Source organism: Massilia sp. (assembly GCF_031995545.1).
Classification (GTDB): domain Bacteria; phylum Pseudomonadota; class Gammaproteobacteria; order Burkholderiales; family Burkholderiaceae_D; genus Telluria.
In genome coordinates this window covers 151,607-172,195 of sequence record NZ_DAMAGA010000005.1, presented here as the reverse complement: position 1 = coordinate 172,195, position 20,589 = coordinate 151,607, and the positions used below count along the sequence as shown (strand labels likewise).

15 protein-coding genes are annotated in these 20,589 nt (G+C 62.5%); 13 read left to right on the top strand and 2 right to left on the bottom strand.

The window, feature by feature from the left end; all coding sequences use genetic code 11:
• Window positions 1-34: 34 nt before the first annotated feature.
• Together RTQ83_RS06330 and RTQ83_RS06325 are read right to left on the bottom strand one after the other, a co-directional pair.
• Window positions 35-2,566 (bottom strand): FtsX-like permease family protein, encoded by a 2,532-nt coding sequence (locus RTQ83_RS06330; RefSeq protein ID WP_312512260.1) that lies wholly within the window; start codon window positions 2,564-2,566, stop codon window positions 35-37.
• Window positions 2,567-2,586: 20 nt separating this feature from the next.
• Window positions 2,587-3,594 (bottom strand): adenosine deaminase, encoded by a 1,008-nt coding sequence (locus tag RTQ83_RS06325; protein WP_312512256.1) that lies wholly within the window; start codon window positions 3,592-3,594, stop codon window positions 2,587-2,589.
• A gap of 681 nt (window positions 3,595-4,275) precedes the next feature.
• Here RTQ83_RS06325 and RTQ83_RS06320 point away from each other — a divergent pair.
• The 13 genes from RTQ83_RS06320 to dut all read left to right on the top strand — a co-directional run bounded on the left by RTQ83_RS06320 (window position 4,276) and on the right by dut (window position 20,586).
• Entirely contained in the window at window positions 4,276-6,198 is a 1,923-nt protein-coding gene (locus tag RTQ83_RS06320) for a PrkA family serine protein kinase (RefSeq protein ID WP_312512254.1), read from the top strand.
• 212 nt (window positions 6,199-6,410) lie between these two features.
• Window positions 6,411-7,682 (top strand): YeaH/YhbH family protein, encoded by a 1,272-nt coding sequence (locus RTQ83_RS06315; RefSeq protein ID WP_312512252.1) that lies wholly within the window; start codon window positions 6,411-6,413, stop codon window positions 7,680-7,682.
• 11 nt (window positions 7,683-7,693) lie between these two features.
• Window positions 7,694-9,217: a SpoVR family protein gene (locus RTQ83_RS06310; protein WP_312512249.1), complete on the top strand. Its 1,524-nt coding sequence runs from the start codon at window positions 7,694-7,696 to the stop codon at window positions 9,215-9,217.
• Between the two features lie 952 nt (window positions 9,218-10,169).
• Entirely contained in the window at window positions 10,170-10,832 is a 663-nt protein-coding gene (locus RTQ83_RS06305; protein ID WP_312512247.1) for an energy transducer TonB, read from the top strand.
• 84 nt (window positions 10,833-10,916) lie between these two features.
• On the top strand, window positions 10,917-11,855 hold the full coding sequence (locus RTQ83_RS06300) for a MotA/TolQ/ExbB proton channel family protein (protein ID WP_312512245.1): 939 nt from the start codon (window positions 10,917-10,919) through the stop codon (window positions 11,853-11,855).
• Between the two features lie 3 nt (window positions 11,856-11,858).
• Window positions 11,859-12,281, top strand: a complete 423-nt coding sequence (locus RTQ83_RS06295; protein ID WP_312512242.1) for a biopolymer transporter ExbD — start codon at window positions 11,859-11,861, stop codon at window positions 12,279-12,281.
• 73 nt (window positions 12,282-12,354) lie between these two features.
• Window positions 12,355-12,786, top strand: a complete 432-nt coding sequence (locus tag RTQ83_RS06290; protein WP_312512239.1) for a biopolymer transporter ExbD — start codon at window positions 12,355-12,357, stop codon at window positions 12,784-12,786.
• Between the two features lie 69 nt (window positions 12,787-12,855).
• Complete coding sequence (locus tag RTQ83_RS06285; RefSeq protein ID WP_312512236.1) at window positions 12,856-14,085, top strand: tetratricopeptide repeat protein; 1,230 nt, start codon at window positions 12,856-12,858, stop codon at window positions 14,083-14,085.
• 174 nt (window positions 14,086-14,259) lie between these two features.
• Window positions 14,260-15,231: a bifunctional riboflavin kinase/FAD synthetase gene (locus RTQ83_RS06280; protein ID WP_312512232.1), complete on the top strand. Its 972-nt coding sequence runs from the start codon at window positions 14,260-14,262 to the stop codon at window positions 15,229-15,231.
• 106 nt (window positions 15,232-15,337) lie between these two features.
• Complete coding sequence (gene ileS / locus RTQ83_RS06275) at window positions 15,338-18,223, top strand: isoleucine--tRNA ligase (RefSeq protein ID WP_312512229.1); 2,886 nt, start codon at window positions 15,338-15,340, stop codon at window positions 18,221-18,223.
• A gap of 94 nt (window positions 18,224-18,317) precedes the next feature.
• Window positions 18,318-18,845 (top strand): signal peptidase II, encoded by a 528-nt coding sequence (gene lspA, locus RTQ83_RS06270; protein ID WP_312512226.1) that lies wholly within the window; start codon window positions 18,318-18,320, stop codon window positions 18,843-18,845.
• 17 nt (window positions 18,846-18,862) lie between these two features.
• Window positions 18,863-20,083: a bifunctional phosphopantothenoylcysteine decarboxylase/phosphopantothenate--cysteine ligase CoaBC gene (gene coaBC / locus RTQ83_RS06265; protein ID WP_312512322.1), complete on the top strand. Its 1,221-nt coding sequence runs from the start codon at window positions 18,863-18,865 to the stop codon at window positions 20,081-20,083.
• 53 nt (window positions 20,084-20,136) lie between these two features.
• Window positions 20,137-20,586: a dUTP diphosphatase gene (gene dut, locus RTQ83_RS06260; RefSeq protein WP_312512223.1), complete on the top strand. Its 450-nt coding sequence runs from the start codon at window positions 20,137-20,139 to the stop codon at window positions 20,584-20,586.
• Window positions 20,587-20,589 lie beyond the last annotated feature (3 nt).

Genomic DNA, 20,589 nt, shown 5'->3' with positions numbered 1-20,589 from the left:
CCCGCCTGTGGGACGGGTGGCTGTACCCTTGCGGCTATGCTTCGCGCAGCGTCTGCAGCGGCGGCTGGCGCAGCACCCCGCGCAGGCCGAACCAGCCGCCGACGATCGCACACAGCGCGCCCGTCACCAGCCCGGCCAGCCACACACCCGGCTCGAACACCCATGGGAACTTGAACTGGTACGTCGCCAGGGCCCAGCCCAGCGCCGCCGCGCCGCTTGCCGCCAGCAGGCCCGCCAGGCCGCCGACCAGCACGAACTCGATGCGCTGCGCCTGCGCCAGCTGCTGGCGCGTTGCGCCCAGCGCCCGCAGCAGACCGGCTTCTCGGGTGCGCTCGGCCTGCGACCCCATCAAGGCCGCATACAACACCAGCACGCCCGATGCCAGCGTGAACAGGAACAGGAACTCGACCGCCGTCACCACCTGGTCCAGCACTTCCTGCAGCTGGCGGATAATGCCCGAGACGTCGATCACGGTCAGGTTCGGGTAGGCGCGGCTGAGCGCACTGCCGACGTTGCCATTCCCTTCGGGCAGGTGGAACGCCGTCATGTAAGTGGTCGGGGCGTTCGCCATCGCCGCCGGATTGATGATGACGAAGAAGTTGGCGCGCATCGAGCCCCATTCGAGCTTGCGCACGCTGGTGATCTTCGCATCGACTGTCAAGCCTGCCATGTCGAAGCGCATGGTGTCGCCCAGCTTCAGGTTCAGGCGCTGCAGGATGCTCTGCTCGACCGAGGCTTCGGCCACGCCCGGCGCATCCTTGAACCATTCGCCGGCCACGATCTCGTTCGCTTCCGGCAGCGTGTTGGTGGTGGACAGGTTGAATTCGCGGTTCGCCAGGCGCCGCGCTTCGTCGTTGTCGTAGGTGTCGCGCGTGACCGGCGCGCCGTTCACCGCCGTCAGGCGGCCGCGGATCATCGGGAACAGCACCGGCTTCTGCACACCGGCCGCCACCAGCTGGCCCTCGACGCCGCTCTTCTGCTCGGGCAGTACATTGATCACGAAGCGGTTCGGCGCGTCCGGCGGCGTGGCCAGGCGCCAGGCCGCCATCAGGTCGCCGCGCACCACGGTCAACAGCAGCAGCGCCATCAGGCCCAGCGCCAGCGACACCACCTGCACCACGGTGGCGCCGGGACGGCGCTGCAGCGAGGTGACGGCGAAACGCCAGCCCTGATGCTTGATGCTGCCGCGCAGGCGGCGCAAGCCCTGCAGGCATAGCCAGGCCACCAGCGCGAACACCGCGAAGCCGCCCAGGAAGCCACCGGCGATCATGAGTGCCATCCTGGCGTCCCCGGCTTGCCACAACAGCAGCAGCAGGAACACGCCCACGCCCAGGCCATAGGTCGCCAGCGCGGCCGGCCGCGGCGCGCCCTGCTCGCGCCGGATCACGCGGTTGTGCGGCACGTTGCGCAGCTGCAGGATCGGCGGCAGGGCGAAGCCGAGCAGCAGCAGCATGCCAGTGGCGACGCCCTGCAGCGCCGGCAGCATCGACACCGGCGGCAGCTCGGTGCGGATCAGCGACGCGATCATCTCGAGCAGTACGAAGTGGGCGCCGAAGCCGACCGCCACGCCGATCACGCTGCCCGCCAGGCCAACCAGCGCGAATTCGGTCAGGTACAACAGGCCGACCTGGTTCTGGGTCAGCCCCAGGCAACGCAGCATGGCGCAGGCGTCCAGGTGGCGGCTCATGAAGCGGCGCGCCGCCATCGCCACCGCGACCGCCGCCAGCATCGCCGACAGCAGGCCCACCAGCGACAGGAACAGGCCGGCGCGGTCCAGGGTGGCGCGCATTTCGGGGCGACCGCTTTCCAGCGTCTCGATGCGCACGCCCTTGACGTTGTTGTCACGAATCTGCGCGCGCAGCCAGGTTTCGTAGTCGCGCACCGCGGCCAGGTCGTTGCGGTCCTTCGACGCCACCTGCAGGCGATAGGTGACGCGCGCGAAGTCGTCGACCAGGCCAGTGGCCTTCAGGTCGCTCAACGCCAGCATCACGCGCGGCGCGAAGTTGGCGAACGAGGCGCCTTTATCCGGTTCGGTGGCGATCAGCTGGGCGATGCGGAACTGGCTGTTGCCCAGCACGATGCTGTCGCCGACTTTCGCGCGCAGCGCCGGCAGCAAATTGGCGTCGACCCACACCGTGCCGGGCTCCGGTACCGCGCGCGTCGCTGCGCCGCGCGCGCCGCCGGCGGCTTCCGGATCGGTGGTGATGGTCAGCTGGCCGCGCAGCGGATAGCCGTTCGACACCGCCTTGATCGACGACAGCTGGGCCATCGAGTCGTCGCCCTCGCCCGCTTGCGCCATGCTGGGGAAGGTGACGGTATCGGCCAGCAGCAGGCCGCGCCGTTCGGCTTCCTGCCGCCATTCGGCCCGCACCGGATCGTCGGCGTTGACCAGCAGGTCAGCGCCGAGCAACTGGTGCGCATCGCGGTCCAGGCCCGCACGCATGCGGTCGATGAAGAAGCTCACGGAAGTGAGCGCCGCCACCGCGACCACCAGCGCCACCAGCAGGAAGCGCAGCTCACCGGCGCGCCAGTCGCGCGCCGTCATGCGAAGAGCCTGGACGAACATGAAGAGTCCTTATTAAAAACTTACGCGTTGGTGAAGAAGGCGTCGACTTCGCCGAGGAAGGCGCGCTTGCGCTCGGGGTCGACGAAGGCCGCTTCGAAGCTGTTGCGCGCCAGCTGGCGCGCATGGCCGGCATCGAGCGGCAGCGCTTCGAAGGTGGCGAAGTAGTTGTCGTTGACGTAGCCGCCGAAATAGGCCGGGTCGTCCGAATTGATGGTGACCGCCAGGCCGGCGTCGAGCAGGCGACGCAGGTTGTGGCTGTCCATCTTGTCGAACACACGCAACTTGATGTTCGACAGCGGGCACACGGTCAGCGCCATGCCTTCGCGCGCCAGGCGCTTGGTGAGCTCTTCGCTTTCCAGGCTGCGCACGCCGTGGTCGATGCGCTCGACCTTGAGCACGTCGAGCGCGCTCTCGATATAGGCCGGCGGGCCCTCTTCGCCGGCATGCGCCACCAGGCGCAGGCCGAGATTGCGGGCGCGTTCGAATACGCGCGCGAATTTTTCCGGCGGATGGCCGACCTCGGACGAATCGAGCCCGACGCCGATGAACTTGTCCAGATGCGGCAGCGACTCTTCCAGCGTGGCGATCGCTTCGTCTTCGGACAGGTGGCGCAGGAAGCACATGATCAGGCTGGCGCTGAGCGGCGCTTCCTGGCAGGCGCGCCAGATGCCGTTGATCACGGTCGCGAACGGCACGCCGCGCGCGGTATGGGTTTGCGGATCGAAGAAGATCTCGACATGGCGCACGTTGTCGGCATGGGCGCGCGCCAGGTAGGCGGCGGTCATGTCGTAGAAGTCCTGCTCGGTCAGCAGGACGCTGGCGCCGGCATAGTAAATGTCGAGGAACGATTGGAGATCGGTGAAAGCGTAGGCCTGGCGCAACGCTTCGACCGAGGGGTAGGACAGCTCTACGCCGTTTCTTTGTGCGAGCGCAAATATCAGTTCAGGCTCGAGCGAGCCCTCGATATGGATGTGCAATTCCGCCTTTGGCATGTTCTGCAGCAGGGTGCGCAGCCGGTCGTCGAGCATGGTTTTCTCCAACTAAATACAGGTAAATACGGGTGAATCGAAATACGACCGACAAGTGTAACCCATGCGCGCAAACGGCTCGCGCCAGAGCGAAAAGCGGCGTTTTGCCGCTGCGTTTGCTTGCGGTATGACGGTGCGCGATGCACGATTCGCGTGCGCCGCGTGTTGAACAGTTCGTGCACTATCGACTCACGATGGGGTCAAACACAGGCGGTCACGAGCGGCCTGCCGGCCCCGTCCGGACCGGCCCCGACGCCGCATTTCGCCACCCGTTCACGGTGCCGCCGCTGCGCCTGCAGAAACCGACTTTCTATAGTTGAATCAAGCACTTGCTACTGCCTCACCAGCCTGTACGACATTGCTCGACACTGCTTTGACTTCGGAAACTATTAGGCACATAATAAATTTCAGTAACGCAAAAGACGCTCTCCAATCTGCGAGCGGCCCGGTTACCCGCCGGGACCATGACAAGCACATATATGCATCGCACGCCAATCCAGGCCGGCCATCCCGGACCCGGACACGTGACGACCGAACAAGGAGTACTAACAAAAATAATGAGCGGGGGCGTAGGCAGCCGCGTGAGCAATTGACTCCCGGCTGCAGTCACAGTCATCGTTGTAGACACATGTTGTTGGCACCGTCGTTGGCACAGTCGTTGGCACACTAAAGGACAGTTCAATGAGCATCTTTGAAAACTACGCAGCCCGCTATGAGCGCACCAAGGAAGAGGAATACTCGATGTCCGAGTTCCTGGCCCTGTGCAAGAAAGATCCGCTGACCTATGCCAGCGCGCCGGAACGTATGCTGGCCGCGATCGGGGAGCCGACCCTGGTCGACACCCGGCTCGACCCGCGTCTGTCGCGCATCTTCGCCAACAAGGTGATCAAGATTTATCCCGCGTTTCGCGAGTTCTATGGCATGGAGGAAGTGATCGAACAGGTCGTTTCCTACTTCCGCCACGCCGCGCAAGGGCTGGAAGAACGCAAGCAGATCCTGTATCTGCTGGGACCGGTCGGCGGCGGCAAATCGTCGATCGCCGAAAAGCTCAAGAGCCTGATGGAACTGGTGCCCTTCTATGCGATCAAGGGTTCGCCCGTCAACGAGTCGCCGCTCGGCCTGTTCAACGAAGCCGAAGACGGCACCATCCTCGAAGAAGATTACGGCATTCCGCGCCGCTACCTGCGCACCGTGCCAAGCCCATGGGCGGTCAAGCGCCTGCACGAGTTCGGCGGCGACATCAACAAGTTCCGCGTGGTTAAGCGCTACCCCTCGATCCTGAAGCAGATCGCGGTGGCCAAGACCGAGCCGGGCGACGAAAACAACCAAGACATTTCTTCGCTGGTCGGCAAGGTCGATATCCGCAAGCTGGAAGACTTCGCCCAGGACGATCCGGACGCCTACAGCTATTCCGGCGGCCTGTGCCTGGCCAACCAGGGCCTGATGGAATTCGTCGAGATGTTCAAGGCGCCGATCAAGGTGCTGCATCCGCTGCTGACGGCCACCCAGGAAGGCAACTACAAGGGCACCGAGGGCTTCGGCGCCATCCCCTTCGAAGGCATCGTGCTGGCGCACTCCAACGAGTCCGAATGGAAGACCTTTCGCAACAACCGCAACAACGAGGCCTTCCTGGACCGCATCTATATCGTCAAGGTCCCGTACTGCCTGCGCGTGTCGGACGAAACCAAGATCTATGACAAGCTGCTGCGCAACTCGTCGCTGGACCGGGCGCCGTGTGCGCCCGGCACGCTGCGCATGATGGCGCAGTTCGCGGTGCTGTCGCGCCTGAAGGATCCGGAGAATTCCAGCGTGTTCTCCAAGATGCTGGTTTACGATGGCGAGAACCTGAAGGACACCGATCCGAAAGCCAAATCGCTGCACGAGTACGTCGACTATGCCGGCGTGGACGAAGGCATGAACGGCCTGTCGACCCGCTTCGCCTTCAAGATCCTGTCCAAGGTCTTTAACTTCGACAATACCGAAGTGGCGGCCAATCCGGTGCACCTGCTGTATGTGCTCGAGCAGCAGATCGAACGCGAGCAGTTCCAGCCCGAAACCGAGCAGCGCTACCTGTCATATATCAAGGAACACCTGGCGCAGCGCTATGTCGACTTCATCGGCAAGGAAATCCAGACCGCTTACCTCGAAAGCTATTCCGAGTACGGCCAGAATATCTTTGACCGTTACGTCACGTTCGCCGACTTCTGGATCCAGGACCAGGAATTCCGCGATCCCGATACCGGCGAAAGTTTTGACCGCGAATCGCTGAATGCCGAACTGGAAAAGATCGAAAAACCGGCGGGCATCTCGAATCCGAAGGATTTCCGCAACGAGATCGTCAACTTCAGCCTGCGGGCGCGGGCCACCAATGCCGGCAAGAACCCGGCCTGGACCAGCTACGAAAAATTCCGCAGCGTGATCGAGAAGAAGATGTTCTCGAATACCGAGGAACTGTTGCCGGTGATTTCGTTCAATGCCAAGGCCAGCGCCGAGGATGCCAACAAGCACGCCGACTTCGTGGCGCGCATGGTGGAAAAGGGATATACGCCGAAGCAGGTGCGCCTGTTGTGCGAATGGTACCTGCGCGTGCGCAAGTCGTCGTGACGCGTGCCAGTGCGCCTGCTGCTGGCCGCAGGCCGCCAGCGGCAGGCGCGCCACGCTGCGCGTGCGCGCCGCACGCTCGTTCGCGCAGCGTATTAAGATAGGGGTGCTGCCGCTCAAGGCGGCATCGAAGCGCAAGACGGCGAACTCATCGCATCGAGACGCGCCGCCGAACAGAAAGCCGTACCGCGCTTATATATAGCAGGAGGCCTGTTTTGACTTACCTCATCGACCGTCGCTTGCAGGGCAAGAACAAGTCAGCGGTCAACCGCGAACGTTTCCTGCGCCGCTATAAATCGCAGATCAAGGACGCGGTCGGCCGCGCGATCAAAGGCCGTTCCATCACCGACATCGAAAATGGCGAAAAAGTCACGATCCCGGTGAAGGATGTGAACGAACCCCATTTCGGCCACGCCCATGGCGGCGTGTGGGAAACCGTCAACCCGGGCAATACCGAATACCAGAAAGGCGACCAGTTCAACCGCCCGCGCGGCGGGGCCGGCGGCGCCGGGCGCGGACGCGCCGGCAACAGCGACCAGACGGTCGAGGACGATTTCATCTTCGAACTGTCGCGCGAAGAATTCATGAATTACTTCTTCGAGGATCTCGAGCTGCCGAACATGGTCAAGACGCAGCTGACCCAGACCATCGAATACAAGAACCAGCGCGCCGGCTACAACGTGTCGGGCACGCCCTCGAACATCCACGTGCTGCGCTCGCTGCGCGGCGCCCTGGGACGCCGCATCGCCGTCGGCGGACCAGCGCGGCGCCAGCTGGCCGAGGCCGAGGAAGCGCTGCAGGCGCTGCTCGACGCCGGCGCCCCGCTGGACGACGAGGGCGTGGTCGCGCTCAAGGACCGCATCCACCACCTGCATATCCGCCTCAACGCAATTCCCTTCATCGATCCGTTCGACCTGCGCTACTCGAACCGGATCAAGGTGCCGAAACCGAGCACCCAGGCCGTGATGTTCTGCATCATGGACGTGTCCGGCTCGATGGACGAAACGCGCAAGGATACGGCCAAGCGCTTCTTCATCCTGCTGTACCTGTTCCTCAAGCGGGTGTACGAAAAGATCGACGTGGTCTTCATCCGCCACCATACCGCGGCGGCCGAGGTCGACGAAAACGAATTCTTCCATTCGCGCGAGTCGGGCGGCACGGTGGTGTCGTCGGCGCTGCACCTGTTGCAAAAGGTGATCACCGAGCGCTACGGCAGCGCCGACTGGAACGCCTATGTGGCGCAAGCCTCGGACGGCGACAACTGGGACAACGACTCGGTGCTGTGCAAGCAGATCCTGAACAACGCCATCATGTCGCGGGTCCAGTACTACACCTATGTCGAGATCACCGACGGCCCGCCGCAGAACCTGTGGGAACAATACGGCGAAGTCGCGGCCCAGCACCGCAACTTCGCGATGCAGAAGATCGTGACCCCGGCCGACATCTATCCGGTATTCCGCGAACTGTTCAAGAAACAGGCCAAATAGCGAGGCATGCCATGCCAAGAGACCCGAACAATCCGCGCGCGCTGCCGGAACAGTCCGAATGGACCTTCGACCTGATCGAGCAGGCGCACGACGAAATCAAGCGCGTGGCCAAACGTTACGGCCTGGACACTTATCCAAACCAGCTTGAGATCATCACCGCCGAGCAGATGATGGACGCCTACACGTCGGTCGGGATGCCGGTGTCCTACAATCACTGGTCGTTCGGCAAACATTTCCTCTCTACCGAGAAGAGTTATCGCCGCGGCCAGATGGGCTTGGCCTACGAGATCGTCATCAATTCGAATCCCTGCATCGCTTACCTGATGGAGGAAAACAGCCTGACCATGCAGGCGCTGGTGATCGCCCACGCCGCCTACGGCCATAATTCCTTCTTCAAGGGCAATTACCTGTTCCGCACCTGGACCGATGCCGACGCCATCGTCGACTACATGGTGTTTGCCAAGAACTATATCGCCGAATGCGAGCAGCGCTACGGCATCGACGCGGTGGAAGAGCTGCTCGATTCCTGCCACGCGCTGCAGAACTATGGCGTCGACCGCTACAAGCGGCCGGCCAAGCTGTCGGTAGCCCAGGAAACGGCGCGCCAGAAAGAGCGCGAGGAATATGCCCAATCGCAGGTCAATGCCCTGTGGCGCACCCTGCCCCAGCGCGAAGAACAGGTGGCGAGCGCGGCGCCGGTGCGTTTCCCGCCCGAGCCCGAGGAAAACCTGCTCTACTTCATCGAGAAATATGCGCCGCTGCTGGAACCGTGGCAGCGCGAGCTGGTCCGCATCACGCGCAAGATCTCGCAATACTTTTATCCGCAACGCCAGACCCAGGTGATGAATGAAGGCTGGGCCACCTTCTGGCACTACACGATCCTGCAGGATCTTTATAAAGAGGGCATCGTCGGCGACGGCTTCATGCTCGAATTCCTGCAGAGCCACACCAATGTGGTGTACCAGCCGCCCGCCACCAGTCCCTATTACAGCGGCATCAATCCGTATGCGCTGGGTTTCGCGATGATGAGCGATATTCGCCGCATCTGCGAAGACCCGACCGAGGAAGACCGCGCCTGGTTCCCGGACATGGCCGGCAGCGACTGGCTCAAGACGCTCGACTTCGCGATGCGCAACTTCAAGGACGAGAGCTTTATCGCCCAGTACCTGTCGCCCAAGCTGATCCGCGAATTCCACTTCTTTGCCGTGCTGGACGACGATCGCAGCGACAAGCTGACCATCTCGGCCATCCACGACGAGTCCGGCTACCGCTACGTGCGCCAGAAGCTGGCCGAGCAGTACAACCTGGGCAGCCGCGAGCCGAACATCCAGGTATGGCAGGTCAATACACGCGACGACCGCGCCCTGACCCTGCGCCATACGCAGTACAACCGCCGTCCGCTGAACCAACAGGCCCAGGAAGTCCTCAAGCACGTCGCCCGCCTGTGGGGATTCGACGTGCGGCTGGAAACGGTCGACCCCAACGGCCACGTGGTCAGCTTCATCGAGTGCCGACGCGAAAAACGCGGTCGCTGAACGGTTGCACCATCCTGGTGCGCAGCATTGGTGCCGAGGCCGCTGCGCACCGTTCTCGCTCACTCCTGTCGATATCGGGCGCCCGGTCGCGTCCGATGACCCTGTCTTCCTGTTTTACCCTCACGCCCTGGAGGTAATGCCGCGCCACCGCCTGCGACGGCCTGCGCTTGCGTTCGTCAGCGGCGGTTTCGCGCACCAAACCGGCTTTTACAACCGGTCTTGAATGCTCCCCGGCACGGTTCATGCATCTACCGCTGAGAGTGCTCAGCCGGTATGCATGTTCAATAGCACTGTTCAGTATCGCCAACATACAGATTTCATGGTATGTTGCCGACATCACATGTTAGCGCTGACACAACTACGCACTGGTAATTCTTGGGTGATTAACCTAGCAATCTTAGGTAATATTGCTCGTCGTGGGAGGTTCAGCAGCGCGCATCTTTCATTCCCGTCAAGATGAAGGGCATGGTTGGCACACGGTTGAGTAAGCTCAAGTACAAAATGGGCTTTCACTTTTATCTATAGCTTGTGGCCGCCAGCGATGGGTTCGGGAAGATTCGAAGTACGTACCCGGCAGTAGAGCTTGGCTATAGTTTGCAGAAAGACCATTGTTGGGTTAAATGAAATTTGCCAGACTGGCGATTTAGCATCGGAAATTTGGTCAAAGAGGCATGTACATTGATCTTCCACAGAATGAGGAGTGTTGATACATAAAACTACACATTTTCTGGCCTTCCAGACCCCATACGACACCCCTTCCGAGCTTGTATAGATGAGCTTGTTTGCCTGCATTTACAGGCAGTTAGCACCTCTTTCGATGCTGTAAAAATGTATGTGCAAAAAAGAATTCGTAGGTATAATTCTTCGATGTCCCGGATGCGGCTCCTAGCTTTGCGTCGTGTTTAGTGGGTTTGGTAGCAACAAAAAAGAGTTGGTATTGGAGAAATATGGCATGAATTTTTCGAATGAGAAGCAACCCGGGAAAAATTTCACAGGATTCATCATTGTACTCGTGCTGCACGTTCTGGTGGCATGGGCGATCGTGAGCGGCCTGGGTACCCGGATCGTCACCAAGGTGACGGAATCCGTGGAAACCAAACTGATTGAAGAGGTGGCTCCTCCTCCTCCACCGGAAACCCCGCCGCCGCCGCCGCCGCCAGAAATGAAAGCGCCGCCGCCGCCGTTCATCCCGCCGGTCGAAGTGCAAGTGCAGCAGCCGCCGCCACCACAGAACACGATCGCCGCCGCGACCAATACGCCGCCGCCGACCACCCAGCTGGCACCGCCGGCACCACCGGCTCCTCCGGCACCGCCGGCCCCGCCGGCACGTGGTCCGAGCCGTAGCGAGGCAGTCGCTGACTTTAATACCTGCGCACGTCCGGAATATCCGCGTTCGTCGCAGCGCAACGAAGAAACGGGTACCACGACCCTGCAGTTCCTGATCGGTGTCGATGGTCGCGTGATGGAAGCTAAATTGCAGAAGTCGAGTGGCTTCCGTGATTTGGACCGGGCCGCTCAATCGGCTCTGAGCAAATGCCGATTCAAGCCCGCCATGGTTGATGGCAAGCCGGAACAGGCGTGGACAGCGGTGCAGTACGTCTGGACGCTGGAATAAAACCGAGACAGATCATCGTCTCAATCTATGATTTTCGTTGTCACTAAGTTCAGCGAACTGTCTATTTAATATTTTGGAGGAAGCATGTTTAAGAATACCCGTTTGTCCGCTTTCCTGGCGGCTGTCCTGTTCTCGGTGTCGGCGGCATCGGCCCTGGTGACCGCACCGGCCTTCGCCCAAGACCAGCAGCCGGCAGCAACGGACGCGGCTCCGGCAACCACCGACGCAGCTGCACCGGCTGCCGACGCAACCGCACCGGCTGCTGACGCTGCCGCTGCTCCTGCAACCGACGCGGCACCTGCCGCCGGTGGCGAAGCGACCGAAGAAGTCCACAACCCGTACGGCATCGGCGCCATGTGGGAAGAAGGCGACTTCGTCAACAAGGGCACCATCATCATCCTGTCGCTGATGTCGATCGGTTCGTGGTACATCATCATCACCAAGCTGATCGATCAGCAGAAGATCATGAAGCAGTCGAAAGACATGCAAGCCAAGTTCTGGAAAGCACCGTCGATCGCTGCAGGTTCGGCTCAGCTGAAAGAAGGCTCGCCATTCCGCTTCATCGCTGAAACCGGCACCAAGGCAACCCAGCACCACGACGGCGCCCTGCTCGAGCAGATCGACCTGTCGACCTGGGTCACCATGCAGATCCAGCGCGCAGTGGACCGCGTCCAGTCGCGTCTGCAAGACGGCCTGTCGTTCCTGGCAACCGTCGGTTCGACCTCGCCGTTCATCGGCCTGTTCGGTACCGTCTGGGGCATCTACAACGCACTGACCGCCATCGGCATGTCGGGTAACGCATCGATCGACAAGGTTGCAGGTCCGGTCGGTGAAGCACTGATCATGACCGCCTTCGGTCTGTTCGTCGCGGTTCCTGCGGTTCTGGGTTACAACTGGCTGGTGCGTCGTAACAAGTCGGTCATGGAAGATGTCCGTTCGTTCTCGGCCGACGTGCACTCGGTCCTGATCTCGGGCGCCATGTCGACCTCGAGCGCAGCTGCCCAAGCTAAAAAGATTGGATAATCTATGTCGATGAGTGTCGGCTCCGATTCCGGAGATGAAGATGCCGTGATGTCAGAGATCAACACGACGCCGCTCGTCGACATCATGTTGGTTCTTCTGATCATCTTCCTGATCACCAGCCCGGTGGTTCTCAACCTGCAGAAAGTTGCTCTGCCTTCGGAAGAGAACCAGGTCACCAAGACCAAGCCGGAAGACGTGAATATCACCGTCAACAAAGACGGCGAGATGTACTACAACCAGACGCGCATCGCGAACACGGACGAGCTGTTCAAGTTCCTCGCGGAGCAGTCGGTGAAGGTGCCGCAACCGGCGGTGAAAGTTCGTGGCGACCAGGAAACCCGCTACGAATCGATCGGCCGGGTCATCTACACGGCACAACGTGCTGGGGTGCAAAAGGTTGGTTTCGTGATCGAACCACCGGGCTGATAAGCCTGCACGCGGCGCCGGCCTTCGGGCTGGCGCCGCGCCCTTCTCCCCCGACATTTGAAAAGGAAATACCATGGGTATGAACGTAGGTTCGGGTTCCTCTCAGGCAGCTGATCCGGAACCAATGATGGAAATGAACATGACGCCGCTGATCGACGTCCTGCTCGTTCTCATCATCATGATGATTATCACGATTCCGAAGCAAAACCACTCGGTCAATCTGAACATGCCAATCGGCAATCCACCGCCGATGACCGAAAAGCCGGTCGTGGTCACGATTGACGTCGACTTCGACGGCACCATCATCTGGGACGGCGAAACGATTCCGAATCGTGCTGCCCTGGAAGCCAAGATGAACAGCGTGGCCGCCATGGCCAACCAGCCGGAAGTGCACCTGCGTCCGAACAAGCTGGTAGAGTACAAGGTAGTTGCCGGCGTCATGGCAACCGCCCAGCGTCTCGGCGTCACCAAGATCGGCATGGTTGGTAACGAGCAGTTCCAGTAATCGTTCCATGTTTGACCTACACGGCAGGGCTATCCCTGCCGTGTCCATTTTGAAATAAGGATTTTTCAGATGATCAAGTTCCGTCTCGCACACCTCAGCATCGCACTGGCAGCCCTGGGTTTCACGGCCGCTACGCCAGTGATCGGTCTGTCCTCCGCTGTCGCTGCCGAAGCGCTGCGTCCGGAAATCGGCAAGCCGCTGCAACAAGCCCAGTCCCAGATGAAATCGGGTAACCACAAGGGTGCACTGGCAACTCTGCGCGATGCGGACAAGGTGAGCAACAAGACCGCCAACGAAAGCTACCTGATTGAGCGCGTGCGCGCCGCGGCAGCCTCGTCGGCAGGCGACTACACCACCGCCGCCAAATCGTTCGAAGCCCTGCTCGCTTCGGGCAAACTGAGCGCCGCCGAGCGTTCGAATTTCGCCGAAGGCCTGGTTGGCATCTACATGCGCGCCGGTGACCTGAACAAGGCAAACGAAACCATCCAGCGCCTGCTGAAGGACAAGGACGATCCGAAGCTGCGCGCCTACCTGATGCAGAACTACTACAAGCAAGGCAACGTCGCCGCGCTCGAACAGGAACTGCGCAACGCCGAAAAAGCCGGTCGCCTCAGCGAAGACCAGCTCGGCATGCTGGCCAACATCCAGCTGAAAAAGAATGACAAGGTCGGCTACGTCAACACCATCGAGAAGCTGGCCACCAGCTATCCGAAAGCCCAGTACTGGACCGACCTGCTGAACCGCGTGCAGGGCAAGCCTGGCTTCTCGAGCCGCCTGCGCGTCGACGTCTACCGTCTGCAGCTGGCCAACAACCTGCTCAAGAAGCCGAGCGAGTACATGGAAATGGCCCAGCTGGTGCTGCAAGCCAAGGCTCCTGCCGAAGCCATCAAGATCATCGACAAGGGCTACAAGGCCGGCGCCCTGGGCACCGGCGCCGAAGCCGCGCGTCACCAGCGTCTGAAGGATTTGGCCGAGAAGAACCTGGCTGAGCAGAACAAGAACTTCGCCGCGCTGGAGGCCGAATACACCGCCGCCAAGGACAACGACGCTCTGGTCGGCCTCGGCTACGCGCTGGTGCAGGCAGGCCAGGCCGACAAGGGCCTGAAGATGATGGAATCGGCGATCAAGGCCGGTGGCCTGAAGTACGCCGACGAAGCCAAGCTGCGCCTGGGCGAAGCCTACGCCGCGGCCGGCAAGAAGCAGCAAGCCATCGCCACGCTCAAGACCGTGGGCGGCAAGGAAGGCACCGCCGACCTGGCCCGCTACTGGATCATGGCGATCAACAAGCCGCTGGCATAAGCCGGGCGCGTTTGATCTCACAACGCCGCCTTCGGGCGGCGTTTTTATTTGGAATGTGGGGTTGGCATCCCCCCTCTGCGGCGGTCATCGCCGCTGTGTAACATCGCAGTTACCGTATAATCAGGGTTTTGGCGCTGCCCAGACGCTGCGCGGCGCTCAACCGGACCACAATTGATGAAGGTATTTCGCGGACTTCCCAACGACCGGGCGCGCGCTCCCTGCGCGCTGACGATCGGCAATTTCGACGGTGTCCACCGTGGCCACCAGGCCCTGCTGGCCCAGGTGCGCGGCGCCGCCGCCGCGCTCGGCATCGAAGCGGCCGTGATGACGTTCGAGCCGCATCCGCGCGAATACTTCGCCCTCAAATCGGGCGACCCGTCGAAGGCGCCGGCGCGCATCGCCAACCTGCGCGACAAGCTGAAAGACCTCGACAACGCCGGCATCGACCGCGTGATCGTCGAACACTTCAACGAGCACTTTGCTTCCATGAGCCCGCGCGACTTCATCGAGCGCGTGCTGGTCGACGGCCTGCACGTCAAATGGCTGATGGTGGGCGACGATTTCCGCTTCGGCGCACGCCGTGCTGGAGACATCGCCATGCTAGTCGAGGCCGGCCGCGAATTCGGTTTCGAGGTACATACCCTGAGCGCCGTGATGCACGGCGACGTGCGTATCTCCTCGTCCGCCGTGCGCGCCGCGCTGGCCCAGGGCGACTTCGGCGCCACCTCCGAACTGCTGGGCCATCCGTACGCCATGTCGGGCCACGTGATCCACGGCCAGAAACTGGGCCGCACGCTGGGTTTCCCGACCCTGAACCTGCGCGTCGCGCACCGCCCCGCCGTGCACGGTATCTTCGTGGTGCAGGTGCATGGTCTGGAACAGCAGCCGCTTCCGGCCGTGGCCAGCCTGGGCGTGCGTCCGACGGTCGAGGATGCCGGTCGTACCCTGCTTGAAGTTCATATCTTCGACTATGCGCGCCAGTGCTACGGCGAACTGGTGCGCGTCGAATTCCTGGCCAAGCTGCGCGACGAAGAAAAATACGTCGACCTGCCCACCCTCACCGCCGCCATCGACAACGATGCGGCCCAGGCGCGCGCCCTCTTCGCGCGCCGCAACGGCGCGCTGACCGCGACCGACCGAATTTGAACCCGTGCGGGGCCGGTCTCCGCACGACTCCGAACCTGTATCCGGTGTCCGGCCGAGCACGAACAGCGCCGCGACCCCGACCACGAACACCCACCAGAAGAAGCTTATGTCCGACACTAAACAGAACAACGCCCCCAAGGGTGCGAAAAAGCCTGAGAGCAAATACCCGGTCAATATGACCGACACCGCCTTCCCGATGCGCGGCGACCTCGCCAAGCGCGAGCCGGGCTGGGTCAAGCAATGGCAAGATAAAAAGATCTACGAGCGCGTGCGCAAGGCCGCGGCCGGCCGTCCGAAGTTCATCCTGCACGACGGCCCACCGTACGCCAACGGCGACATCCACCTGGGCCACGCCGTCAACAAGATCCTGAAGGATATGGTGGTCAAGTCGCGCACCATCGCCGGCTTCGACGCGCCGTATGTCCCAGGCTGGGACTGCCACGGCATGCCGATCGAGATCCAGATCGAAAAACTGTACGGCAAGAACCTGCCGACCGCCGAAGTGCTGCAAAAGGCACGTGCCTATGCGCTCGAACAAATCGACCGCCAGCGCGCCGGCTTCATCCGCCTCGGCGTCCTCGGTGAATGGGACAATCCGTACATGACCATGGCCTACAGCAATGAAGCCGACGAGCTGCGCGCGCTCGGCACCCTGCTGGAAAAAGGCTATGTCTACCGTGGCCTGAAACCCGTGAACTGGTGCTTCGATTGCGGCTCGGCGCTGGCCGAAGCCGAAGTCGAATACCAGGACAAGCGCGACCCGGCGATCGACGTCGGCTTCCCGTTCGCCGAGCCTGAAAAAGTCGCGGCCGCTTTCGGCCTGGCACAACTGCCGACCGACAAAGGCTTCATCGTCATCTGGACCACCACCCCATGGACCATCCCGTCCAACCAGGCTCTGAATGTGGGCCCGGAAGTGAGCTACTCGCTGGTGCAGACCGAGCGCGACGGCCAGCCGCTGCTGCTGATCCTGGGCACCGAGCTGGTGGAATCGTGCCTGCAGCGCTACAAGCTCGAAGGCAGCACCATCGCCACCACCACGGGCGACAAGCTGGACGGCCTGCGCTTCAAGCACCCGCTGCACGCGCAAGACCCGTTCTATGACCGCACCTCGCCGGTCTACCTGGCCGACTACGTGACCGTTGACAGCGGTACCGGCGTGGTCCACTCGGCCCCTGCCTACGGCCTGGAAGACTTCCAGTCGTGCAAGGAACACGGCATGAAGGACGACGACATCCTGAAACCGGTGATGGGCGATGGCCGCTATGTCTCGACCCTGCCGCTGTTCGGCGGCCTGACCATCTGGGAAGCGAGCAAGCCGATCTGCGCCGCGCTGACAGAAGCGGGCGCCCTGTTCGAACTCAAGATGTTCGACCACAGCTACATGCACTGCTGGCGCCACAAGACCCCGATCGTCTACCGCGCCACCAGCCAGTGGTTCGCCGGCATGGACGTCACGCCAAAAGACGGCGGCGCCACCCTGCGCCAGACCGCGCTGGCCGGCATCGAGAAGACCCGGTTCTTCCCGGACTGGGGCCAGGCGCGCCTGCACGGCATGATCGAGAACCGTCCGGACTGGACCCTGTCGCGCCAGCGCCAGTGGGGCGTGCCGATGGCCTTCTTCATCCACAAGGAAACCGGCGCGCTGCACCCGCGCACCCCGGAACTGGTCGAGCAGGTGGCCAAGCTGATCGAAGCGGAAGGCATCGACGCCTGGCACAAGCTGGACCCGGCCACGCTGCTGGGCGAGGACGCTGCCATCTATGAAAAGAACAAGGACACGCTCGACGTCTGGTTCGATTCGGGCGCCACCCACCAGACCGTGCTGCGCGGCTCGCACAAGGAACAGTCCGCGTTCCCGGCCGACCTGTACCTGGAAGGCTCGGACCAGCACCGCGGCTGGTTCCACTCGTCGCTGCTGACGTCGTCGATGCTGAACGGTACCCCGCCGTACAAGGCGCTGCTGACCCACGGCTTCACGGTCGACGAAAACGGCAAGAAGATGTCGAAGTCGCTGGGCAATACGATGGCGCCGCAGAAGATCTCGGATACCTTGGGCGCCGACATCCTGCGCCTGTGGGTGGCCTCGACCGACTACACCGGCGAACTGTCGATCGGCGAAGAGATCCTCAAGCGCGTGACGGAAAGCTATCGCCGCATCCGCAACACACTGCGCTTCCTGCTGGCGAATACCTCGGACTTCGATCCGACCAAGGACGCGGTGCCGGTAGCCGAGCTGCTCGAGATCGACCGCTATGCGATCGCCTCGATGGCCCAGCTGCAAAGCGACGTGGCGGCGCACTTCGAGCGCTATGAGTTCCACCCGGTGGTGTCGCGCCTGCAGAACTACTGCTCGGAAGACCTGGGCGGCTTCTACCTCGACATCCTGAAGGACCGCCTGTACACCACCGGCGTCACCTCGCACGCACGCCGCTCGGCCCAGACCGCGCTGTGGCACATCGCCCATGCGCTGCTGCGCGTGATGGCGCCGATCCTGTCGTTCACCGCCGAGGAAGCGTGGGCCGTGTTCGCCGGTGACAAAGCGTTCGCGGACAGCGACGAGACCATCTTCACCCAGACCCTGTGGAGCTTCCCTGAGCTGCAAGATGGCGACGCTCTGCTGGCCAAGTACGCCCTGCTGCGCGCGGTGCGTACCGATGTGACCAAGCAGCTGGAAGAAGTGCGCGCTTCGGGCGCGATCGGTTCCTCGCTGCAGGCCGAACTGACGGTGAAAGCCTCGGGCGACAAGTACCGCGCGCTGGCCAGCCTGGACGACGACCTGAAGTTCGTGTTCATCACCTCGCAGGCGAACGTGGTCGAAGTCGCGGGCGAAGCCGAGGAAGCGGTGGAAGTGACGCCGTCGCAGGCCGAGAAGTGCGAGCGCTGCTGGCACTATCGCCGCGACGTCGGCCACGACCACGCGCACCCTGGCCTGTGCGGCCGCTGCACCAGCAATCTGTTCGGCGCCGGCGAACTACGCCGCTACGCCTGATGTACCGAGCCCCGCGGCCCTGACCTGATCAGGGCCGCGGGTTCCTGCGCCATGCCGCCTCCCGGCGGCCATGGCGTGCCTCCTACCTTCAATCATGGCAACCAAAAAGAAAACCAGCCCTCCCGGCCTGAAACTCGTCAACAAGAGCACGCCCGGCATGCTGCCGTGGCTCGGCCTGGCCCTGATCATCGTCCTCCTGGACCAGGTCACCAAGATCACCGTCGAACGCAGCTTCGCCTATGGCGAGACACTGCCGATCACCGGCTTCTTCAACCTGATCAAGGTCTACAACCCGGGGGCGGCGTTCAGCTTCCTGGGCGACGCCGGCGGCTGGCAGCGCTACCTGTTCTCGGCCATCGCACTGGGCGCGGTCGGTTTTTGCCTGTACATGATGAAGAAGAACGCCACCCAGCGCCTGTTCTGCTTCGCGCTTTCCTTGATCATGGCCGGCGCCATCGGCAACCTGATCGACCGCCTGGCCTATGGCCACGTGATCGACTTCCTCGATTTCTACTGGAAGGGCGTGGGCCACTTCCCGGCCTTTAACATCGCCGACATCGGCATCTCGGTCGGCGCCATCCTGTTCGTCCTGGACGAACTGCTCAGGGTGAACAAGTCGTAAGGAGTCAAACAATGAGCATGGACCTGAAAGGCAAGCGCATCGTGCTGGGCCTGTCCGGCGGCGTGGCCTGCTACAAGGCGGCGGAACTGTGCCGTGCCCTGGTCAAGCAGGGCGCCAGCGTGCAGGTGGTGATGACCGACGCCGCCACCCACTTCATCGGCGCGGTGACCATGCAGGCGCTGTCCGGCCACCCGGTCTACCTGGACCAGTGGGATGCGCGCATGGCCAACAACATGGTCCACATCGACCTCACGCGCGACGCCGACGCGGTCCTGATCGCGCCCTGCTCGGCCGACATGATCCGCAAGCTGGCGCACGGCGCCTGCGACGATCTGCTGTCGCTGCTGTGCGTTGCGCGCCCGCGCCACGTGCCGCTCCTGGTTGCGCCGGCCATGAACGTCGAGATGTGGGAAAACCCGGCCACGCAACGCAACGTGGCGCAGCTGCGCGAGGATGGCATTTGCCTGTTCGGTCCCGCCAGCGGCTCGCAGGCCTGCGGCGAGACCGGCCTCGGACGCATGCTGGAACCGGAAGAACTGGTGGAAGAACTGATCGCCGCCTTCCAGCACAAGGTGCTGGCCGGACGCCGCGTCCTGATCACGGCCGGCCCTACTTTTGAACCGATCGATCCGGTGCGCGGCATCACCAACCTCTCGTCGGGCAAGATGGGTTATGCGATCGCGCGCGCCGCGCGCGAAGCCGGCGCCGAGGTCACGCTGGTCTCGGGACCGGTGTCGCTACCCACGCCGCATGGCGTGCGCCGCATCGACGTGCTGACCGCGCAGCAGATGCACGACGCCGTGATGGCGGGCGTGGAAGGCCAGCACGTGTTCATCGGCGTGGCGGCGGTGGCCGACTGGCGCGTGGTCAATGCCAGCAGCCAGAAACTCAAGAAGACCGAGGACGGCGCCCCGCCGCAGCTGGAGTTCGCGCAGAACGCCGACATCCTGGCCTCGGTGGCGGCCACCGTGTCGCTGTCCGGCTGGCCCTACTGCGTCGGCTTCGCCGCCGAATCCGAAAACCTGGAACAGTACGGCGCGGCCAAGCGCGAACGCAAGGGCATCCCTCTGTTGGTGGGCAATATCGGTCACCAGACCTTCGGCCAGGATGACAACACCGTGATCCTGTTCGACGAAGGCGGGCAAACGGTGCTCGAACGCGCCGACAAGCTGACGCTGGCGCGCCAGCTGGTGTCCGAGATCGCCAAGCGGCTGGAACGGCGCTCGCTGCTGACCTGAATACGCAAGCATCAACGCAAACAAAAACGCAAAGAAGAACGTAAAGAAGAAGCATGAAGAATATCGACCTCAAGATCCTCGACCCGCGCATGAAGGAACTGCTGCCGGTCTACGGCACCCCGGGCAGCGCCGGCCTGGACCTGCGCGCCTGCCTCGACGCGCCATTGACCATCGAGCCGGGACAGACCGTGCTGGTGCCGACGGGTCTCGCGATCCACATCGGCGACCCGGGCTATGCAGCCATGATCCTGCCGCGCAGTGGGCTCGGCCATAAGAACGGCATCGTTCTCGGCAATCTGGTAGGCTTGATCGACTCCGATTACCAGGGCCAGCTGATGGTCTCGACCTGGAATCGCAGCCAGACCACGTTCGTGCTGCAGCCGATGGACCGGCTGGCGCAACTGGTCGTGGTGCCGGTACTGCAGGTTGGTTTCAACGTGGTGGAGGAGTTCGCATCGAGCGACCGTGGCGCCGGAGGATTCGGCAGCACCGGCAAACAATAACAA